Annotated in this window: 16 protein-coding genes; 6 read left to right on the plus strand and 10 right to left on the minus strand. The window is 71.6% G+C overall.

The genetic code is table 11. The annotated features are described in order from the left end of the window. Positions 1 to 35: 35 nt before the first annotated feature. Positions 36 to 1,190: an acyl-CoA dehydrogenase family protein gene (locus ACQSSQ_RS11660; protein WP_431327990.1), complete on the minus strand. Its 1,155-nt coding sequence runs from the start codon at positions 1,188 to 1,190 to the stop codon at positions 36 to 38. A gap of 72 nt (positions 1,191 to 1,262) precedes the next feature. Between ACQSSQ_RS11660 and ACQSSQ_RS11665 the strand changes: the two genes are divergently transcribed. After that, positions 1,263 to 1,904, plus strand: coding sequence for a pyridoxamine 5'-phosphate oxidase family protein (locus ACQSSQ_RS11665; RefSeq protein ID WP_431327247.1), 642 nt, complete (start codon positions 1,263 to 1,265; stop codon positions 1,902 to 1,904). Between the two features lie 44 nt (positions 1,905 to 1,948). Here ACQSSQ_RS11665 and ACQSSQ_RS11670 read toward each other — a convergent pair whose 3' ends face one another. The 3 genes from ACQSSQ_RS11670 to ACQSSQ_RS11680 all read right to left on the minus strand — a co-directional run bounded on the left by ACQSSQ_RS11670 (position 1,949) and on the right by ACQSSQ_RS11680 (position 4,768). Further along, complete coding sequence (locus ACQSSQ_RS11670; RefSeq protein ID WP_431327248.1) at positions 1,949 to 2,968, minus strand: esterase/lipase family protein; 1,020 nt, start codon at positions 2,966 to 2,968, stop codon at positions 1,949 to 1,951. A gap of 134 nt (positions 2,969 to 3,102) precedes the next feature. Beyond that, positions 3,103 to 3,684 (minus strand): 5-(carboxyamino)imidazole ribonucleotide mutase, encoded by a 582-nt coding sequence (gene purE / locus ACQSSQ_RS11675; protein WP_431327991.1) that lies wholly within the window; start codon positions 3,682 to 3,684, stop codon positions 3,103 to 3,105. Beyond that, complete coding sequence (locus ACQSSQ_RS11680; RefSeq protein WP_431327249.1) at positions 3,599 to 4,768, minus strand: 5-(carboxyamino)imidazole ribonucleotide synthase; 1,170 nt, start codon at positions 4,766 to 4,768, stop codon at positions 3,599 to 3,601. Before ACQSSQ_RS11680 ends, purE begins: the two co-directional genes overlap by 86 nt. A 78-nt stretch (positions 4,769 to 4,846) precedes the next feature. Between ACQSSQ_RS11680 and ACQSSQ_RS11685 the strand changes: the two genes are divergently transcribed. Further along, positions 4,847 to 5,302, plus strand: coding sequence for a GtrA family protein (locus ACQSSQ_RS11685; RefSeq protein WP_431327250.1), 456 nt, complete (start codon positions 4,847 to 4,849; stop codon positions 5,300 to 5,302). Positions 5,303 to 5,326: 24 nt separating this feature from the next. Here the strand turns inward: ACQSSQ_RS11685 and ACQSSQ_RS11690 are convergent, their stop codons facing one another. From ACQSSQ_RS11690 to ACQSSQ_RS11700, 3 genes are read right to left on the minus strand one after another with little or no spacing between them, the layout of a single operon-like run. After that, entirely contained in the window at positions 5,327 to 6,301 is a 975-nt protein-coding gene (locus ACQSSQ_RS11690; RefSeq protein ID WP_431327251.1) for an adenylate/guanylate cyclase domain-containing protein, read from the minus strand. A gap of 1 nt (position 6,302) precedes the next feature. Next, positions 6,303 to 6,803: a PH domain-containing protein gene (locus ACQSSQ_RS11695; protein ID WP_431327252.1), complete on the minus strand. Its 501-nt coding sequence runs from the start codon at positions 6,801 to 6,803 to the stop codon at positions 6,303 to 6,305. Positions 6,804 to 6,815: 12 nt separating this feature from the next. Further along, the gene (locus tag ACQSSQ_RS11700; RefSeq protein WP_431327253.1) at positions 6,816 to 7,649 is read right to left on the minus strand and encodes a biotin--[acetyl-CoA-carboxylase] ligase; all 834 of its coding nucleotides are present in this window, start codon (positions 7,647 to 7,649) and stop codon (positions 6,816 to 6,818) included. A 65-nt stretch (positions 7,650 to 7,714) separates the two neighbouring features. Between ACQSSQ_RS11700 and ACQSSQ_RS11705 the strand changes: the two genes are divergently transcribed. The 4 genes from ACQSSQ_RS11705 to ACQSSQ_RS11720 are packed head-to-tail and all read left to right on the plus strand — an operon-like array spanning position 7,715 to position 10,985. After that, the gene (locus ACQSSQ_RS11705; protein WP_431327254.1) at positions 7,715 to 9,313 is read left to right on the plus strand and encodes an acyl-CoA carboxylase subunit beta; all 1,599 of its coding nucleotides are present in this window, start codon (positions 7,715 to 7,717) and stop codon (positions 9,311 to 9,313) included. Continuing rightward, complete coding sequence (locus ACQSSQ_RS11710; RefSeq protein ID WP_431327255.1) at positions 9,310 to 9,588, plus strand: acyl-CoA carboxylase subunit epsilon; 279 nt, start codon at positions 9,310 to 9,312, stop codon at positions 9,586 to 9,588. Before ACQSSQ_RS11705 ends, ACQSSQ_RS11710 begins: the two co-directional genes overlap by 4 nt. 59 nt (positions 9,589 to 9,647) lie before the next feature. Then, positions 9,648 to 10,361: a hypothetical protein gene (locus tag ACQSSQ_RS11715; RefSeq protein WP_431327256.1), complete on the plus strand. Its 714-nt coding sequence runs from the start codon at positions 9,648 to 9,650 to the stop codon at positions 10,359 to 10,361. A 21-nt stretch (positions 10,362 to 10,382) separates the two neighbouring features. After that, positions 10,383 to 10,985: a Maf family protein gene (locus tag ACQSSQ_RS11720; RefSeq protein WP_431327257.1), complete on the plus strand. Its 603-nt coding sequence runs from the start codon at positions 10,383 to 10,385 to the stop codon at positions 10,983 to 10,985. A 4-nt stretch (positions 10,986 to 10,989) separates the two neighbouring features. Here the strand turns inward: ACQSSQ_RS11720 and ACQSSQ_RS11725 are convergent, their stop codons facing one another. Genes ACQSSQ_RS11725 through ACQSSQ_RS11735 form a run of 3 tightly spaced genes read right to left on the minus strand, consistent with a single transcriptional unit; the run spans position 10,990 to position 14,670 of the window. Then, the gene (locus tag ACQSSQ_RS11725; protein WP_431327258.1) at positions 10,990 to 12,624 is read right to left on the minus strand and encodes an HNH endonuclease; all 1,635 of its coding nucleotides are present in this window, start codon (positions 12,622 to 12,624) and stop codon (positions 10,990 to 10,992) included. 34 nt (positions 12,625 to 12,658) lie between these two features. Then, positions 12,659 to 13,096 carry a GNAT family N-acetyltransferase gene (locus ACQSSQ_RS11730; RefSeq protein ID WP_431327259.1) on the minus strand — a complete coding sequence of 146 codons (438 nt, stop codon included), beginning with the start codon at positions 13,094 to 13,096 and terminating at the stop codon, positions 12,659 to 12,661. Between the two features lie 26 nt (positions 13,097 to 13,122). Then, positions 13,123 to 14,670, minus strand: coding sequence for a PucR family transcriptional regulator (locus ACQSSQ_RS11735; RefSeq protein ID WP_431327260.1), 1,548 nt, complete (start codon positions 14,668 to 14,670; stop codon positions 13,123 to 13,125). Positions 14,671 to 14,765 lie beyond the last annotated feature (95 nt).

Below are 14,765 nucleotides of genomic sequence, written 5' to 3' on the forward strand. Positions count from 1 at the left end.
GGCATACGCTGACCGGCCGTCGCGACTCGCCGCGCTCAGAGCTCGGACTGGATGCCGGCCAGGAGCTGGCGGGCCATCACGATCCGCTGCACCTGGTTGGTGCCCTCGTAGATCTGGGTGATCTTCGCGTCGCGCATCATCCGCTCGACCGGGTAGTCACGGGTGAAGCCGTAGCCGCCGAGCAGCTGCACCGCGTCGGTCGTGACCTGCATCGCGGTGTCGGACGCGAACGCCTTCGCTGCGGCGCCGAAGAACGTCAGGTCCTTGTCCCCGCGCTCGCTGCGGCCCGCGGCGGCGTACGTGATCTGGCGCGCGGCCTCCACCTTCATGCCCATGTCGGCGAGCATGAACTGCAGGCCCTGGAACTCGGCGATGGCCTTGCCGAACTGCTGGCGCTCCTTGACGTAGCCGAGGGCGTAGTCGAGCGCGCCCTGCGCGACGCCGACCGCCTGCGCGGCGATGGTGACGCGGGTGTGGTCGAGCGTGCGCATCGCGGTCGCGAAGCCGGTGCCCTCGTCGCCGATCATGCGGTCGGCGGGGATGCGTACGTTGTCGAGGTAGACCTCGCGCGTCGGCGAGCCCTTGATGCCGAGCTTCTTCTCCGGCGCCCCGAACGACACGCCCTCGTCAGCCTTCTCGACGACGAACGCGCTGATGCCCTTCGACCGCTTCTCGGGGTCGGTGACCGCCATGACGGTGTAGAAGTCGGACTCGCCGGCGTTGGTGATCCAGCGCTTCACGCCGTTGAGGACCCAGTGGTCGCCGTCGCGGACCGCGCGGGTCTTCATCCCTGCGGCGTCGCTGCCCGCGTCGGGCTCGGACAGCGCGTACGAGAACATCGACGTGCCCGCGGCGAGCGGCGTGAGGTACTTCTTCTTGAGCTCCTCGCCCCCCGACAGGATCACCGGGAGGCTGCCGAGCTTGTTGACGGCGGGGATCAGGGAGGACGACACGCAGGCGCGTGCCACCTCCTCGATCACGAGCACGGTCGCGAGTGCGTCCGCGCCCGCGCCGCCGTACTCCTCACCGACGTGGGGTGCGTGGAAGTCCGACGCGACCAACGCGTCGTAGGCCTCCTGCGGGAAGCGAGCCTCCTCGTCGACCGCGGCGGCGTACGGGGCAACCTTGGCGTCGCAGACGGCGCGCACGGCCTCGCGGATGGCCTGGTGCTCCTCGGACAGAGCGAACATGGGCTGGTCAGTGGTCACGCCCCCATGCTAATAAGTGTTAACCCGCCATCGGCAGGCCCCTACGCTTGGGGCATGACCGCGACCGCAGAGCCCTCCGCGCCCGTCACCGAGATCACCACCGTCGAGGAGCTCCGTGCCCTCGTCGGCGAGCCGCTCCCCCGCGTCCGTGACAAGGTCCTCACCGAGCTCGTCGAGGACCACGTCGCCTGGCTCGGCGCCTCGCCGTTCTGCCTCGTGTCGACGTCGGACGCCTCAGGCCGCTGCGACGTCTCCCCGAAGGGCGACCCCGCCGGGATCGGCTTCGTCGTGGACTCCACCACCGTCGCGATCCCCGAACGCCCTGGCAACCGCCGCGTCGACGGCTTCCTCAACGTCCTCGAGAACCCGCACGTCGGCCTGCTGTTCATCGTTCCCGGACGCGGTGACACGCTGCGCATCAACGGCCGCGCGCGGATCGTGGCGGACGCCCCGTACTTCGACGACCTGACGGTCAAGGGACACCGCCCGATCCTCGCGCTCGAGGTCGCGATCGAGGAGGTCTTCTTCCACTGCGCGAAGGCGTTCCTGCGCTCGCGCCTGTGGAACCAGGACTCCTGGCACCCCGAGGTCCTCGCGACCCGCGCCGAGATCGCCCAGCGCCTCGAGCGCCCCGAGGAGTCGCTCGGGGCGCTGGAGGCGTACTACGGAGACGCGTACTCGAAGAACCTCTACTGAGCGAGCGCCTGCGGGGCGTGCCCAGGGACCGCCCCCGCCGCGCGTCAGCCGATCAGCTGCATGTTGCCGGTGATCGGTGCCTGCGCGTAGCACCAGACCCGGTGCTGCTTGGCGGGCTCGAGCTTGTTCATGACGATCTGCGCGACGTTCTTCGAGTACGTGATCGACAGGTGCTCCGAGAGGTCGATCGGGCAGACCTTCTGGAGCTCGATGTTGTCGACCTCGGCCCCTCCGACCAGGAACGCCTGCCGCCAGGGCGTCACGACCTCGTCGTAGCGGGTCGCGATCACCGTGTAGTCGATCCCCGGCACGGTCTCCCCTGCGCCGTTGACCTCCTGGTAGAACGGCGACTGCGGTGCCGGGCTCTTGTCCGCCTGCTGCTGCGCGGCCGGCATGTTCACCAGCTCGAGCAAGTCCATCGCGAGGCCGAACAGCCGGAGGGTCTTGCCCAGCTCGGTGATGCCCGACAGCGTCGTCGGGTGGTTGGACGGCGCGATGCCGATGACCTGGTTCACCTTCGCGGCGCCGCCGATCTTGTTGGCGTAGTAGCGGGCGGTCGCGCCGCCCTGCGAGTGTCCGATCAGGTCGACCTTCGCAGCGCCGGTCGACGCGAGGACCCGGTCGACGAACGGACCGATCTCGCGGGCGCTCTCGATCATGTCGCCCGTGCCGTTGAGGAAGGCGATGCCCGTCGTGTTGCCGTAGTTCAGCGCGTACACGCAGTAGCCCTGGTCCTTCAGGACCGGTGAGAGCCCGTTCCAGTTGTTGTACGCGTTCTCCCACGTGCCGTGGACGAGCACGACGGGGTACGGGTGCTTCGCGCTCGGCCTGCAGGTCCAGTCGTTCGCGCCGAGCGGGTTGAGGTTCGGGGCGATCAGCGTCTTGCCGAAGGCCGCCGGGAAGGACGAGTCCTCTCCGAGCGGCGCGAAGCGCATCGGACGCGGCAGCGGGTTGACCCAGGCGGCGTCGGCAGGCGCCGGGATCGCGGTCAGACCGAGCAGCGCCGCGGCGAAGGCCGCGAGCAGACGGAGGAGCCGGGACTTGACGAGAGCAGGAGTCTTCACGGTGCGTCACCTCGGGTCGGCGGGTGACGCCGGGCGCGCGGCCGGGTGGCCGGACACCGAGGGAAGGGCGTCGTCAGGACTGTACTGTGACGCCGATCACCCTGTAAAGCCCGATGTAACCATCAGTTACAGCGTCAGCCGCCGGTCTCGCCCCGTACGACGGCGCCCTTGGCCCGAGCCGCGTCGGCGAGACGGCCCTGGAACGCGACCATCGCCTCCGCGAGGGCCGGGTCCGAGGCTGCGAGGATGCGTACGGCGAGGAGGCCCGCGTTGCGCGCGTTGCCGACCGCCACCGTCGCGACCGGCACCCCGGCCGGCATCTGGACGATCGACAGCAACGAGTCCATCCCGTCGAGGTACTTGAGCGCGACGGGAACACCGATCACCGGCAGCGGGGTCACCGACGCGAGCATGCCCGGCAGGTGCGCCGCTCCCCCGGCGCCGGCGACGATCACGCGCAGCCCGCGGCCGTGCGCGTCGCGGCCGTACGCGATCATCTCGTCCGGCATCCGGTGCGCGGAGACCACGTCGGCCTCGTACGGGACGCCGAACTCCTCCAGCGCCTCGGCGGCGGCCTTCATCGTCGGCCAGTCCGAGTCCGACCCCATCACGATGCCGACCTGCGGTGCGTCACTCATCCGTGCTCTCCTCGTCGTCCAACCGACCCTCGAACCACGCTGCCGCGTGTCGCGCCCGCTCGAGCAGGTCGTCGAGATCGTCGCCGTAGGCGTTCACGTGCCCGACCTTGCGCCCCGGTTTCACGGCCTTGCCGTAGAGGTGGACCTTCAGCCCCGGGTCGCGGGCCATCACGTGCGGGTACGCGTCGTACAGGCGTCCGACCTCGCCCCCGAGGATGTTGACCATCACCGTGTATGTCGCGCGTGCTCGCGGCGAGCCGAGCGGGAGGTCGAGCACGGCCCGGAGGTGGTTCTCGAACTGGCTCGTCTCGGCGCCGTCCATCGTCCAGTGACCCGTGTTGTGCGGGCGCATCGCGAGCTCGTTGACGAGGATCCGTCCGTCGACGGTCTCGAACAGCTCGACGGCGAGGATGCCCACGACGTCGAGCTCGCCGGCCACCTTCATCGCGAGCATCTCGGCCTCGGCGGCGAGCTCGGCCGCCAGGCCCGGCGCCGGCGCGATCACCTCGCGGCAGATGCCGTTCTCCTGGCGGGACTCGACGACGGGGTACGCCGCGACCTGGCCCGACGCGGATCGCGCGACCAGCGCCGACAGCTCACGCCGGAACTCGACCTTCTCCTCGGCGATGAGCGGCACGCCGGCGGCGAAGGCGTCCGCTGCCTCGGCGGCGTCGTCGACCACCCACACGCCCTTGCCGTCGTAGCCGCCGCGGGTCGTCTTCACGACCACGGGATAGCCCGACCCCTCCGCGGCGAACCGGTCGAGATCCGCGGCCTCGGCGACCGGGGCCCAGCGCGGGCACGGCACGCCCAGAGCGGTGAGACGTTCGCGCATCTCCCTCTTGTCCTGCGCGTAGAGCAGCGCGTGCGGGCCCGGACGGCACGCGTGACCCTCGGCGTCGAGCGTGCACAGGTGCTCCGGCGGCACGTGCTCGTGGTCGAAGGTGACGACCGCGCAGTCGGCCGCGACCGCCTGCAGCGTGGCGAGGTCGCGGTAGTCCCCGACCGTGGTCGCGGGGTTGACCTGGGCGGCGCTCACGTCGGGCCCCTCCGCGAGGAGCCGGACCGGGACCGCGAGGGAGACGGCGGCCTGCTCCATCATGCGGGCGAGCTGTCCGCCGCCGATGATCGCGAGGACCGGGCTGTCGATGGGGCTCTGCACGCAGACATCGTACGGGGCGGCGCCGGCGGCCTCGGCGGTCGCGGCCGAGCGCCACCACGCCCCGCGTAGGCTCGGGGCATGACGACCACCGTGGTGCGGGCGCGCAACCGCGTCCGTGAGGTCGGGGCGTTCGGGGTGGTCGGCCTCGCGGGCTATCTCACCGACGTGGCGGTCTTCAACCTCCTCCGCTACGCCGGGGACCCGGGGCTGCTCGAGGACAGGCCGCTGACCGCGAAGGTGATCTCGGTGGCCGTCGCCATGGTCGTGACCTACCTCGGCAACCGCCAGTGGACGTGGCGCGGTCGCAGCACGCACACGGTGCGCCGCGAGGTGGCGCTGTTCGTGCTGATGAACGGCATCGGCATGCTGATCGCGGTCGGGTGCCTGGCGTTCTCGCACTACGTCCTCGGGCTGGACAGCGCGCTCGCCGACAACATCTCCGCGAACGTGGTCGGGCTGTCGCTCGGCACCCTGTTCCGGTTCTGGGCGTACCGCCGCTTCGTGTTCCCCGAGGTCGACGGCCTCCGCGAGTGACGCCCGCGCGCCTGCGGTGAGGCGTCAGCCGTTGTACGACCAGCGGTGGCGCACCGTGAGCGGCTCGACGTTGCCGAAGCCGCGCAGGTTGCGCTGAGCCATTGCCCGCGTCTCGAAACGGTCGCTCAACCCCTGGGCGGTGGCGCCGTCGATGATCACACGGTTGCGGCGGGCGACGCCGGTGAGCCGGGCCGCCAGGTTGACGGGCGGGCCGTACACGTCGCCGAGCCGCGAGATCACCGGACCGGTGCCGAGCCCCACACGGACGTCGGGCAGGTCCTTGTCGCCGCCGATCTCGGCGACGATCGCGAACGCGATGTCCGCCGCCACCTCCGGGGTCTCCGCGACGTAGAGGACCGAGTCGCCCAAGGTCTTGATCGGGCGCCCGCCCCCCTCGGTGACGACGTCGATGCAGCGCGTCTCGAACTCCTCGACGAGGTCGGCCAGGCCGTCGTCGTCGAGACCGTTGGACAGCTTGGTGAACGCCACGAGGTCGGCGAACCCGACGGTGACGACCATCCGCAGCACGTCCTCCTCGTCGGCGGCCAGCGCCTCCGCCCGCGTCGCCGACGCGGCGAGGTGCCGCCGCCAGGCGTACACGAGGAGACGCTCGAACACCGGCCCCATCGCCTCCGCGACGGCGCGGCCCGACCTCGGCCAGGGCAGCCGGTCGTCGCCGTTCTCCCCGCGCCGCTCGAGGACCTCGGCGAGGGTCGAGACCTGCCAGTCCGCCAGCCGCGACATCGTGGTGCCGAGCGCACGGGTCAGCCGCACGACGGTGTCGTCGTCGATCACACCGGAGCCGACGACCGCGCGCACCGTCTTCAGAGCGTCGAGGTCGGCCGGCACGAACGCCTTGGAGTCGGCGGAGTCCGGGAAGCCGAGCGCCCGCCAGAGGCGACGCGCCTCCTCGTACGGGACTCCGGCCGCGGCCGCGATCTCGTCGCTGGTGAACGTGGGATCCGCGCCGAGGATGGCGCGGGCAAGGTCGTCGGGCACGTCAGATCTGCTCGTCGCTCGTCGTCGGGTGGTGTGCCTCGAACACGAGGGTGGTCAGCTGGCGGTGCACGTCCTCGACGTGCGGGACGTCGCGGATCCGCAGTCCCTCCTGCTCGCTGGCGTCGTGCACGATGAGCGTGCCGCAGCCCAGGATGCGGTCGGTGAGGTGCTTCTCGTACGAGACGTCGTTGATGCGCGTGAGCGGGATGATCCGACCCGTGCGGGTCAGGAGACCCTTCTGCTCGATGAGGCGTCGGTTGGTGATCGTGTAGGTCCACGTGAACCAGCGGAGGAACGGCAGCACCGCCCACAGCAGGATCACGAGCAGCGCGACGACGAGGACGATCCCGCGCACCGGACCGTCGGTCACCGCCCCGCCGAAACCTCCGGCACCGGCCACGACCACGAGGACGAGAACAGCGCCGAACAGAGCCTTCACGTGCGTCCTGACGGTCAGGATCTCGTGCTCGCCCTCGATCAACAGCTTCCTGGAGACACCCACGGGGTCATCGTGTCATGCCCGTGGTCGCAGGTGGGTGATGTCGCCCGCACTCACCGTGGTGACGTCCCCGTCGGCCGAGATCTGGAGCCGTCCGCTCTCGTCCAGGCCCACCGCGGTGCCCTCCAGGCGCTTGCCGTCGGGGAAGTCGACCGACACCTCACGACCCAGCGTGGCGCTGCTACGCTCGTACGCCTGCCGGATGCCGGCGTCCGGGTCGCCGTCGGCGCGCACCCACGCCGCGTACAGGGCCTCGAAGGCTCGCGCGTACTCGCTCAGCAGCCCGGTCCGCTCCGCGGTCGGAGACCCCTCCTCGGTCAGCGAGGTCGCGTTCGGGACGCCGATCTCCTCCGCCGTGACCGACACGTTGATCCCGCAGCCGACCACGGCGGCCGGGCCGGTCGGCGTGTCGACCCGCTCGACGAGGATGCCACCGAGCTTGCGGTCCTCGACGACGACGTCGTTCGGCCACTTGAGGTGCGCGCTCACGCCCGCCTGGCGGACCGCCGCGACGGCGGCCGCGCCGGTCAGCAGCGGGAGCCAGGTCCAGCGGTAGCCCTCGACCCGCGGGCGGACCAGGATCGACACCGCGAGGGCGGAGTAGCGCGGCATCTCCCACGTCCGGTCGAGCCTGCCGCGACCCGCCGTCTGGTGGTCGGTGGTCAGCAGGGTGCCCTCGGGCGCACCCTCGCGGGCGAGGGCGGCCAGGTCGGCGTTGGTGCTGGGGGTCTCGGGGACCACCCGGACGTCCTGCCACCAGGACGTCGCACGGATCAGGGCCTGCTCGAGCCCGGCCGCGTCGAGCGGACGTCGGGCGAGCGGTGAGTCATCGACGGTCCAGTCGCTCATGGGCCTACTGTCCCACGATCTGCGCCCCTCGTCGGGGCGCGTGACCCGACGGCTACCCTGACCCCGTGAGCGAAGCAGTGGCACCCGAGACGGGGCAGATCGACACGCACACGACGGCCGGCAAGCTGGCCGATCTCGACCGGCGCCTCGACGAGGCCGTCCACGCGGGGTCGGCGAAGGCCGTCGAGAAGCAGCACGCCAAGGGTCGGCAGACCGCGCGCGAGCGGATCGAGATGCTGTTCGACGAGGGCTCGTTCGTGGAGATCGACGAGCTCGCCCGGCACCGGTCGACGGCCTTCGGGCTGGAGAAGAACCGGCCGTACGGCGACGGCGTCGTCACCGGCTACGGCACGGTCGACGGGCGTCAGGTCTGCGTGTTCTCCCAGGACTTCACCGTCTTCGGCGGCTCGCTCGGCGAGGTCTACGGCGAGAAGATCACCAAGATCATGGACCTGGCGATCAAGACCGGCTCCCCGATCGTCGGGATCAACGAGGGCGCCGGGGCCCGCATCCAGGAGGGTGTGGTCTCGCTCGGCCTGTACGGCGAGATCTTCCGCCGCAACGTCCACGCCTCGGGCGTGATCCCGCAGATCAGCCTGATCATGGGCTCCTGCGCCGGCGGTCACGTCTACTCCCCCGCGGTCACCGACTTCACCGTGATGGTCGACGGGACCTCCAACATGTTCATCACCGGCCCCGACGTCATCAAGACCGTCACCGGCGAGGACGTGTCGATGGAAGAGCTGGGTGGCGCGCGCACCCACAACACCAAGTCGGGCAACGCCCACTACATGGGCGCCGACGAGGAGGACGCCATCGAGTACGTCAAGGCGCTGCTCTCCTACCTCCCCCAGAACAACATGGAGGACGCGCCGGCGTACGCCGAGGATGCCGACCTCGAGATCTCCGACGAGGACCGTGCGCTCGACACGCTGATCCCGGACTCGCCGAACCAGCCGTACGACATGCACACGGTGATCGAGTCCGTCCTCGACGACGGTGAGTTCCTCGAGGTGCAGCCGCTGTTCGCGCCCAACATCCTGATCGGCTTCGGCCGGGTCGAGGGCCGCTCGGTCGGCGTCGTCGCGAACCAGCCGATGCAGTTCGCCGGCACCCTCGACATCGACGCCTCCGAGAAGGCCGCCCGGTTCGTCCGCACCTGCGACGCGTTCAACGTGCCGGTCCTGACGTTCGTCGACGTCCCCGGCTTCCTTCCGGGCACCGACCAGGAGTGGAACGGCATCATCCGCCGCGGCGCCAAGCTGATCTACGCCTACGCCGAGGCCACCGTCCCGCTGGTCACCGTCATCACCCGCAAGGCGTACGGCGGCGCGTACGACGTCATGGGGTCCAAGCACCTCGGCGCTGACCTCAACATCGCCTGGCCCACCGCCCAGATCGCGGTCATGGGCGCCCAGGGCGCGGTCAACATCCTGCACCGCAAGACCCTGGCCGCCGCCGACGATCCCGAGGCCACCCGCGTCGAGCTGATCGACGAGTACGAGCAGACCCTCGCGAACCCCTACATCGCGGCCGAGCGCGGATACGTCGACCAGGTCGTCCAGCCCCACGAGACCCGCGTCGAGATCATCCGGGCCCTGCGCCTGCTCCGCAGCAAGCGCGAGACGCTGCCGCCCAAGAAGCACGGGAACATCCCGCTGTGACCGCCGACGGCACCGCCCCGGAGTCCGACAGCCCGGCGAACGACACGGGTCGGGACAGCACTCCCCTCCTGCGCGTCGTCAAGGGCGACCCGACGCCCGAGGAGCTCGCAGCGCTCGTCGCCGTCGTCGCAGCCCGCGGCGCGGCCGCCGCTGCCGCCGCGGCGTCGTCGGCCCAGCCCCGGCGTCGTTCCGCCTGGGGCGACCCGGCGCTGGCGACCCGTCCCCCGCACCACCACGGTCCCGACGGCTGGCGCCGGTCGGCCTTCCCGCGCTAAGGACGGCCGCAGCGAGTCACGGGTGGCGCGGCACGGACGGATCGCGCTAGACCTGAGGCATGCCGCTTCGTCCGCTCACCGATCTCGGACCCGCTGACTGGTTGTCGGCCGCCGACGCGGGCGGGTTCGACGTCATCAGTCTCGGCGCACCGGGGTTCGAGGCGTACGTGCGCCTGCTCCACGCGCTCGATCCGGACCTGTCCGGCGACCAGGCGACGCTCAACGTCGAGGGCGAGCTCGGTGAGGCGCAGCTGATCGCGCTGTGCGAGGTGCTCGCGCGGCACACGACCACGCCCGACGACGCCTACTTCGCTCTGTGGGACGGGTACGGGAGTCTCCACGGCGGCACCTGGGTGCTGATCGCTGGCGCCGAGGACGATGGCCCGACAGCTCCGGCGAGCGAATCCGAGCTTCGCGCGGCAGCCGAGGCGGCTCTGCGCTCGGAGGGCAAGGCGGGGAGTGGCCAGCTGCCTCCCGCGTTCCCGCCCGAGGTCATGAAGGGACCGCGTCTCGGGCTCAGCCACGGCCGCTCGTACCTGCTCTTCGAGGGGCCGCTCGCCGAGGCCGGCCACTGGGGAGGACATCCGGCCCACGGCTGGATCAACAGTCCGAACCTCTTCTGGCCCGCCGACCGCGCCTGGTGCGCCGCAACCGAGATCGATCTCCCGTGGACAGGCATCGGTGGATCGCAGGCGCTCATCGACGAGCTGCACGCGGACGACCGCTTCGACGTCGTGCACGCCGACCCGCACCGGGACCAGCCGTACCGGTGACACCTCGCCTACGCTGACCGGGTGCCTCCGCGTCTCGTCCTCGCCTCGCAGTCCCCTGCCCGTCTCGCGACCCTGCGCAGCGCCGGCATCGACCCTGAGGTCGTCGTCTCCGGCGTCGACGAGTCGGTGATCGTGTCCGACGACCCTGTGGTCGTCGCGACGGAGCTGGCGCGGATGAAGGCACGCGCCGTCACCCACCGCCTCAAGGACGACGACGCGATCGTCATCGGGTGTGACTCGGTGCTCGCCTTCGACGGCGAGGTGCTCGGCAAGCCCGAAGACGCCGCGACGGCCACGGCTCGATGGCGGGCGATGCGTGGGCAGGCCGGAGTGCTCCACACCGGGCACTGTGTCCGGATCGGTGAGCGCGAGGTCTCCGACGACGCGGCCACGACGGTGCACTTCGCCGACATCGACGACGCGGAGATCGAGGCCTACGTCGCCACGGGCGAGCCGCTCCAGGTGGCCGGAGCCTTCACGATCGACGGGCTCGGCGGCGCGTTCGTGGAGCGGATCGAGGGCGACCACCACAACGTCGTCGGGCTCTCCTTGCCGCTGGTGCGCAGCATGCTCGCCGGACTCGGCGTCCGGTGGACCGACTTCTGGGCGACGCGGAGCGCCTGAGCCCTCACGTCCGCAGACGCAGGAGCCGGTGCAGGTGCCCCTCGAGTGGTGAGTGCGGATCGGGCCGGAGCGCGCGCCGCGTAGTCGTCGGTCCGCGCCGACCGCGGCGGGCGTGCGCGCCGCCGCGAGCACGCTCGCCACCGCGAGCACGCTCGCCACCGCGAGCGCCTTCGGGAACGCGGGCACGCACGACGACGCGCGCGTGGTCCGTCTCGTGGGAGCGGAGCGCGACGGTGGCGCGGCCCAGCACCGGGAGCACCGCGTCAACCAGCACCGGCTTGCCGGGCATCGGGCTGGCTGGCACCGGCGTCGCTGGCATAGGGCTGGCTGGCACCGGGTCAGCCGGCACGGGAGAAGGATCGCGCAGGAGACGACGCAGCCCGCGCAACCGATCGCTGAGCCGTTGCCGCTGGATGCGATGGCGGTCCTCGATCTCGAGGATCCTCGCACCCTTGCGCCGACTGAACACGAATCCTCGTGCACCGTCGGACTCCACCCACAGCCTGCCGGCGTGGATCAGCTGATGGCACCGCGGACACAGGCCCACGAGGTTGTCGAGGTCGGTCCGGCCGCCGTCGCGATCCCACCATGCCGCGTGGTGTAGCTCCAGGTGCGTGCCTCGGCACGACGGGTTGGCGCAGATCCCGCCCTGGCGGGCGAGGACGACCTGACGCTGTTTGTACGTCGCCAGCCGGTGGGTGCGCCCGACATTGAGGATGTCGGCCTGCGGCGTCGGCCCGGCCGTGACGCCGTCGACCAGAAAGTCGGTCCGATCGGCGCCGCAGCTCAGGTAGTCGAAGAGCTTCGGGCCGACAGGTCCCCATCCCGCCAGGACCGGCGGCTCTGCTCCAGGCTGTCCGGCGAGCCACTCCGCACTGACCAGCACCCCCACCTGCGGACGCACACCACGGTCGGACGGCAGCCCGTGGTCGAGCACCGAGGCGGCCAGATCACCGATGGCGTCGACGCGGCGCTGCGCGGGCGTGCGCTCGTCGTCGGCCCCACGCGGCGCCGACGCAGCGGTCAGCCACGTCTTGAACCGGGAGCCGTTGACCGCGTCGAGGAAGCCGTTGACGTGGTAGCCCTCGCCGCACCGCGCGATCGTCAGGTCGTGCTTGTCCATGCCTGCGACGTAGGCACGGTCCAGCTCCTCCGGGTGAGCGACCTCGACGAGCATCGTCAGCTGCTCGGTCAGCTCACCGGGCTCGCACACCCGGGCGACGTCGAGCATGACGTCCTCGGCAGCCTCGACGATCGCGCGATCCGCCTTCTTCAGAGCGACCGTGAACGCGTCGACGTGCCCCCGGCGGATCTCGCCGGCCCGGTGCGCCGCGCCGACTGCGGGCAGGACGCGCATGGTCCGCCCCGCAGCCACCGCCTTGCGTGTCTGCCCGGCGTCCCAGCACATCTCGCGCCGAGCCCAGGCCGCCGCGGTGGACGCACCCTCGGCCTCGTGGGCCGCCTGCTCCTGCATGTGGTCGAACCACGTCGCCTGCAGACCGGCCAGGCGGTCCTCGACGCGACCCAGGCGCCGCATCGTCTCGCACGTCTGCTCGTCCGTCGCCAAGGCGACCGGCTGGGCGGCGAGCGCATCCAGCGCCGCCTCCAGCTGATCAAGCATCTCGACTGTGTCGAACATGTGTTCGATACTACCCGCGTGTGAGGTCAGAGCGCTACCCCTCGTACGGAGCTGTGCGTACCCACCTCCGCCACTCGTCCTGGGGACGGAAGCCCGCCGCCGCCCAGAACGCCGCGCCGTGCCGGTTGCCCTCGAGCACCATCGCGTCGATCCGTCCGGCACCCACCTCCCGGGCGCGCTGCTCCGCGCTCGCGATCAGCGCCCGAGCCACCCCGCTCCGCCGTTCCGCCGGGTCGACCGCCAACCGGTACAGGTGGAAGCGCCATCCGTCCCACCCCACGATCAGCGACCCCACGATCCGGCCAGCCCGCTCGGCGACCACCAACGCCTCCGGGTCGCGATCGAGGAGACGCAGAACCGCGTCCTCGGTGTCGGCCGGCCGGGAGTCGTTCTCCCCGGCCCGCGACCAGAAGCGGACGAGGTCGCTCGCATCGTCGGTCCGCGCAGGCCGCATCGTCAGCTCGTTCGTCATACCCCCATCGTCCCGTGCTCCCACGCTCATCGACCGGCCCGGTCGAACGCCGCCTGCGGGTCGAGCCCCGTCCGCAGCCGCCACCCCGTCATCGCCACTCCGAGGGTGACGAGCTGGGCCGGGTCGTCCAGCGGCGTCCCGAGCAGCCGCTCGATCCGTGCGAGCCGGGCGTACAGCGACTGGCGCCGGATGCCCAGGATCGCGGCGGACCGCGCCTTGCTGCCGCCCGTCGCGAGGTACGCGTCGAGCGTCCGGACGAGGTCGGCGGAGTGCTGGGTGTCGTACGCGATCAGGGCGCCGAGCTGATCCGCTACGAGCTCCGCGACGAGCGCCGACGACGACTCCGCAGCGAGGAGCCGGTGCACCCCGACGTCTCGCGCCAGCACGACACCTCGACGGGTCCCGAGCCGTCGAGCAAGGCGCACGACGTCGCGCGCCCGGCCGACCGCGTCGTGCAGGTCCGCGAGGTCCTCCACCGGTGCCGCGACGCCCAGCGCGCGGACGACGTCGCCCCCGTCGCGTGCCACGAGACGCGCGTACACGTCCTCGAAAGCCCGGCGCACACGCATCGGCTCGCCCCGGGTCCACCCCTGGGCGACGACCACCGCGTGGCTGCCCGCCGTACCGACGACGCACGGACCGACGACCGCCTGGACCGCCTCGCGCAAGGCCGGGACGGCGTCACCCACCGGCGTACGCGGATCCACGTCGAGCGCGGCGACGAGGACGTGCCGCCCCGGCTCCGGCGTCCATCCGGCGGACCCGAGCCGCTCGGCAGCTTCCCGGGCCGACCCGACCACCCCCGCAGCGAGGTCCGCGACCAGCGACTGCGCCGCCGACGGCCGGTCGCCCGGTCCCAGGTGGCGCGCCAGCTCGAGAGCGACGGCGACCGCCGCCCGCTGGGCGACCGCGTTCCTGCGCGCGCTCGGCGACCCCTGCAGCGCCAGTCGCCCGAGCACCCCGCCGGATCCCCGCACGTCGGCCTCCGTCGGTCCGCCCGGGAGGGCGCCCACGCTGATCCTGCTCCGCTCCACCAGGCGTCCGTCCTCGTCGTGCAGCGCGACAGCGCACCCCGCCAGGCGCGCGGTCGCGTCGAGGAGCGCCACCATGCCCTGTCCCGCGACGACCGTCCCCAGCAGCTCCTGCCAGATCGGCTCGCCCGACCGTGACGTGCTCATCCGCCGCCGTACGAGGAGGTCGTGGAAGTCCTCGACCATCCGCTCGAACGGCACGACGGCGGTCAGCGCGAGGAACACGACGCCCCGCCGCTCCGCCGCGGCCACCAGCTCGGCGGGCACCTCGAAGAACGACCGGCCCACCTCGAGCGCGAGCGCCACGCACCCGGCGTCCGCGAGCTGGTCGACGTACGCCGTGAGCTGCGCCGCCGACCGGCCGTGCAGGCCGAGTCCGCTGGTGAGGAGGACCTCGCCGCCCGCCAGCAGCCCTCCCATCTCGTACACCTCCGAGGAGTGCACCCACCGGACCGTCGTGGTGTCGGGGTCGCCGGTCACCACCTTGACGGCAGCGGCACGGAACGACGGCGTCTCGAGGACCTCGCGCAGGGTCGGGAGCATGCCCCCAGGATGGCTGACACGGGACGTTCCGTCGTACGGATGCCCCTGCCAGACGGACAGAACGTCTCTTGTGAGGTCTCCACGACTCCTGGTCT

It is taken from the genome of Mumia spirodelae (assembly GCF_050632745.1).
GTDB lineage: Bacteria > Actinomycetota > Actinomycetes > Propionibacteriales > Nocardioidaceae > Mumia.

Excerpts from the sequence above, each read along its gene's own strand:
- ACQSSQ_RS11660 (WP_431327990.1), bottom strand. The coding sequence starts at position 1,190 with ATGTTCGCTCTGTCCGAGGAGCACCAGGCCATCCGCGAGGCCGTGCGC.
- ACQSSQ_RS11665 (WP_431327247.1), top strand. The coding sequence starts at position 1,263 with ATGACCGCGACCGCAGAGCCCTCCGCGCCCGTCACCGAGATCACCACC.
- ACQSSQ_RS11685 (WP_431327250.1), top strand. The coding sequence starts at position 4,847 with ATGACGACCACCGTGGTGCGGGCGCGCAACCGCGTCCGTGAGGTCGGG.
- ACQSSQ_RS11700 (WP_431327253.1), bottom strand. The coding sequence starts at position 7,649 with ATGAGCGACTGGACCGTCGATGACTCACCGCTCGCCCGACGTCCGCTC.
- ACQSSQ_RS11715 (WP_431327256.1), top strand. The coding sequence starts at position 9,648 with ATGCCGCTTCGTCCGCTCACCGATCTCGGACCCGCTGACTGGTTGTCG.
- ACQSSQ_RS11725 (WP_431327258.1), bottom strand. The coding sequence starts at position 12,624 with ATGTTCGACACAGTCGAGATGCTTGATCAGCTGGAGGCGGCGCTGGAT.
- ACQSSQ_RS11730 (WP_431327259.1), bottom strand. The coding sequence starts at position 13,096 with ATGACGAACGAGCTGACGATGCGGCCTGCGCGGACCGACGATGCGAGC.
- ACQSSQ_RS11735 (WP_431327260.1), bottom strand. The coding sequence starts at position 14,670 with ATGCTCCCGACCCTGCGCGAGGTCCTCGAGACGCCGTCGTTCCGTGCC.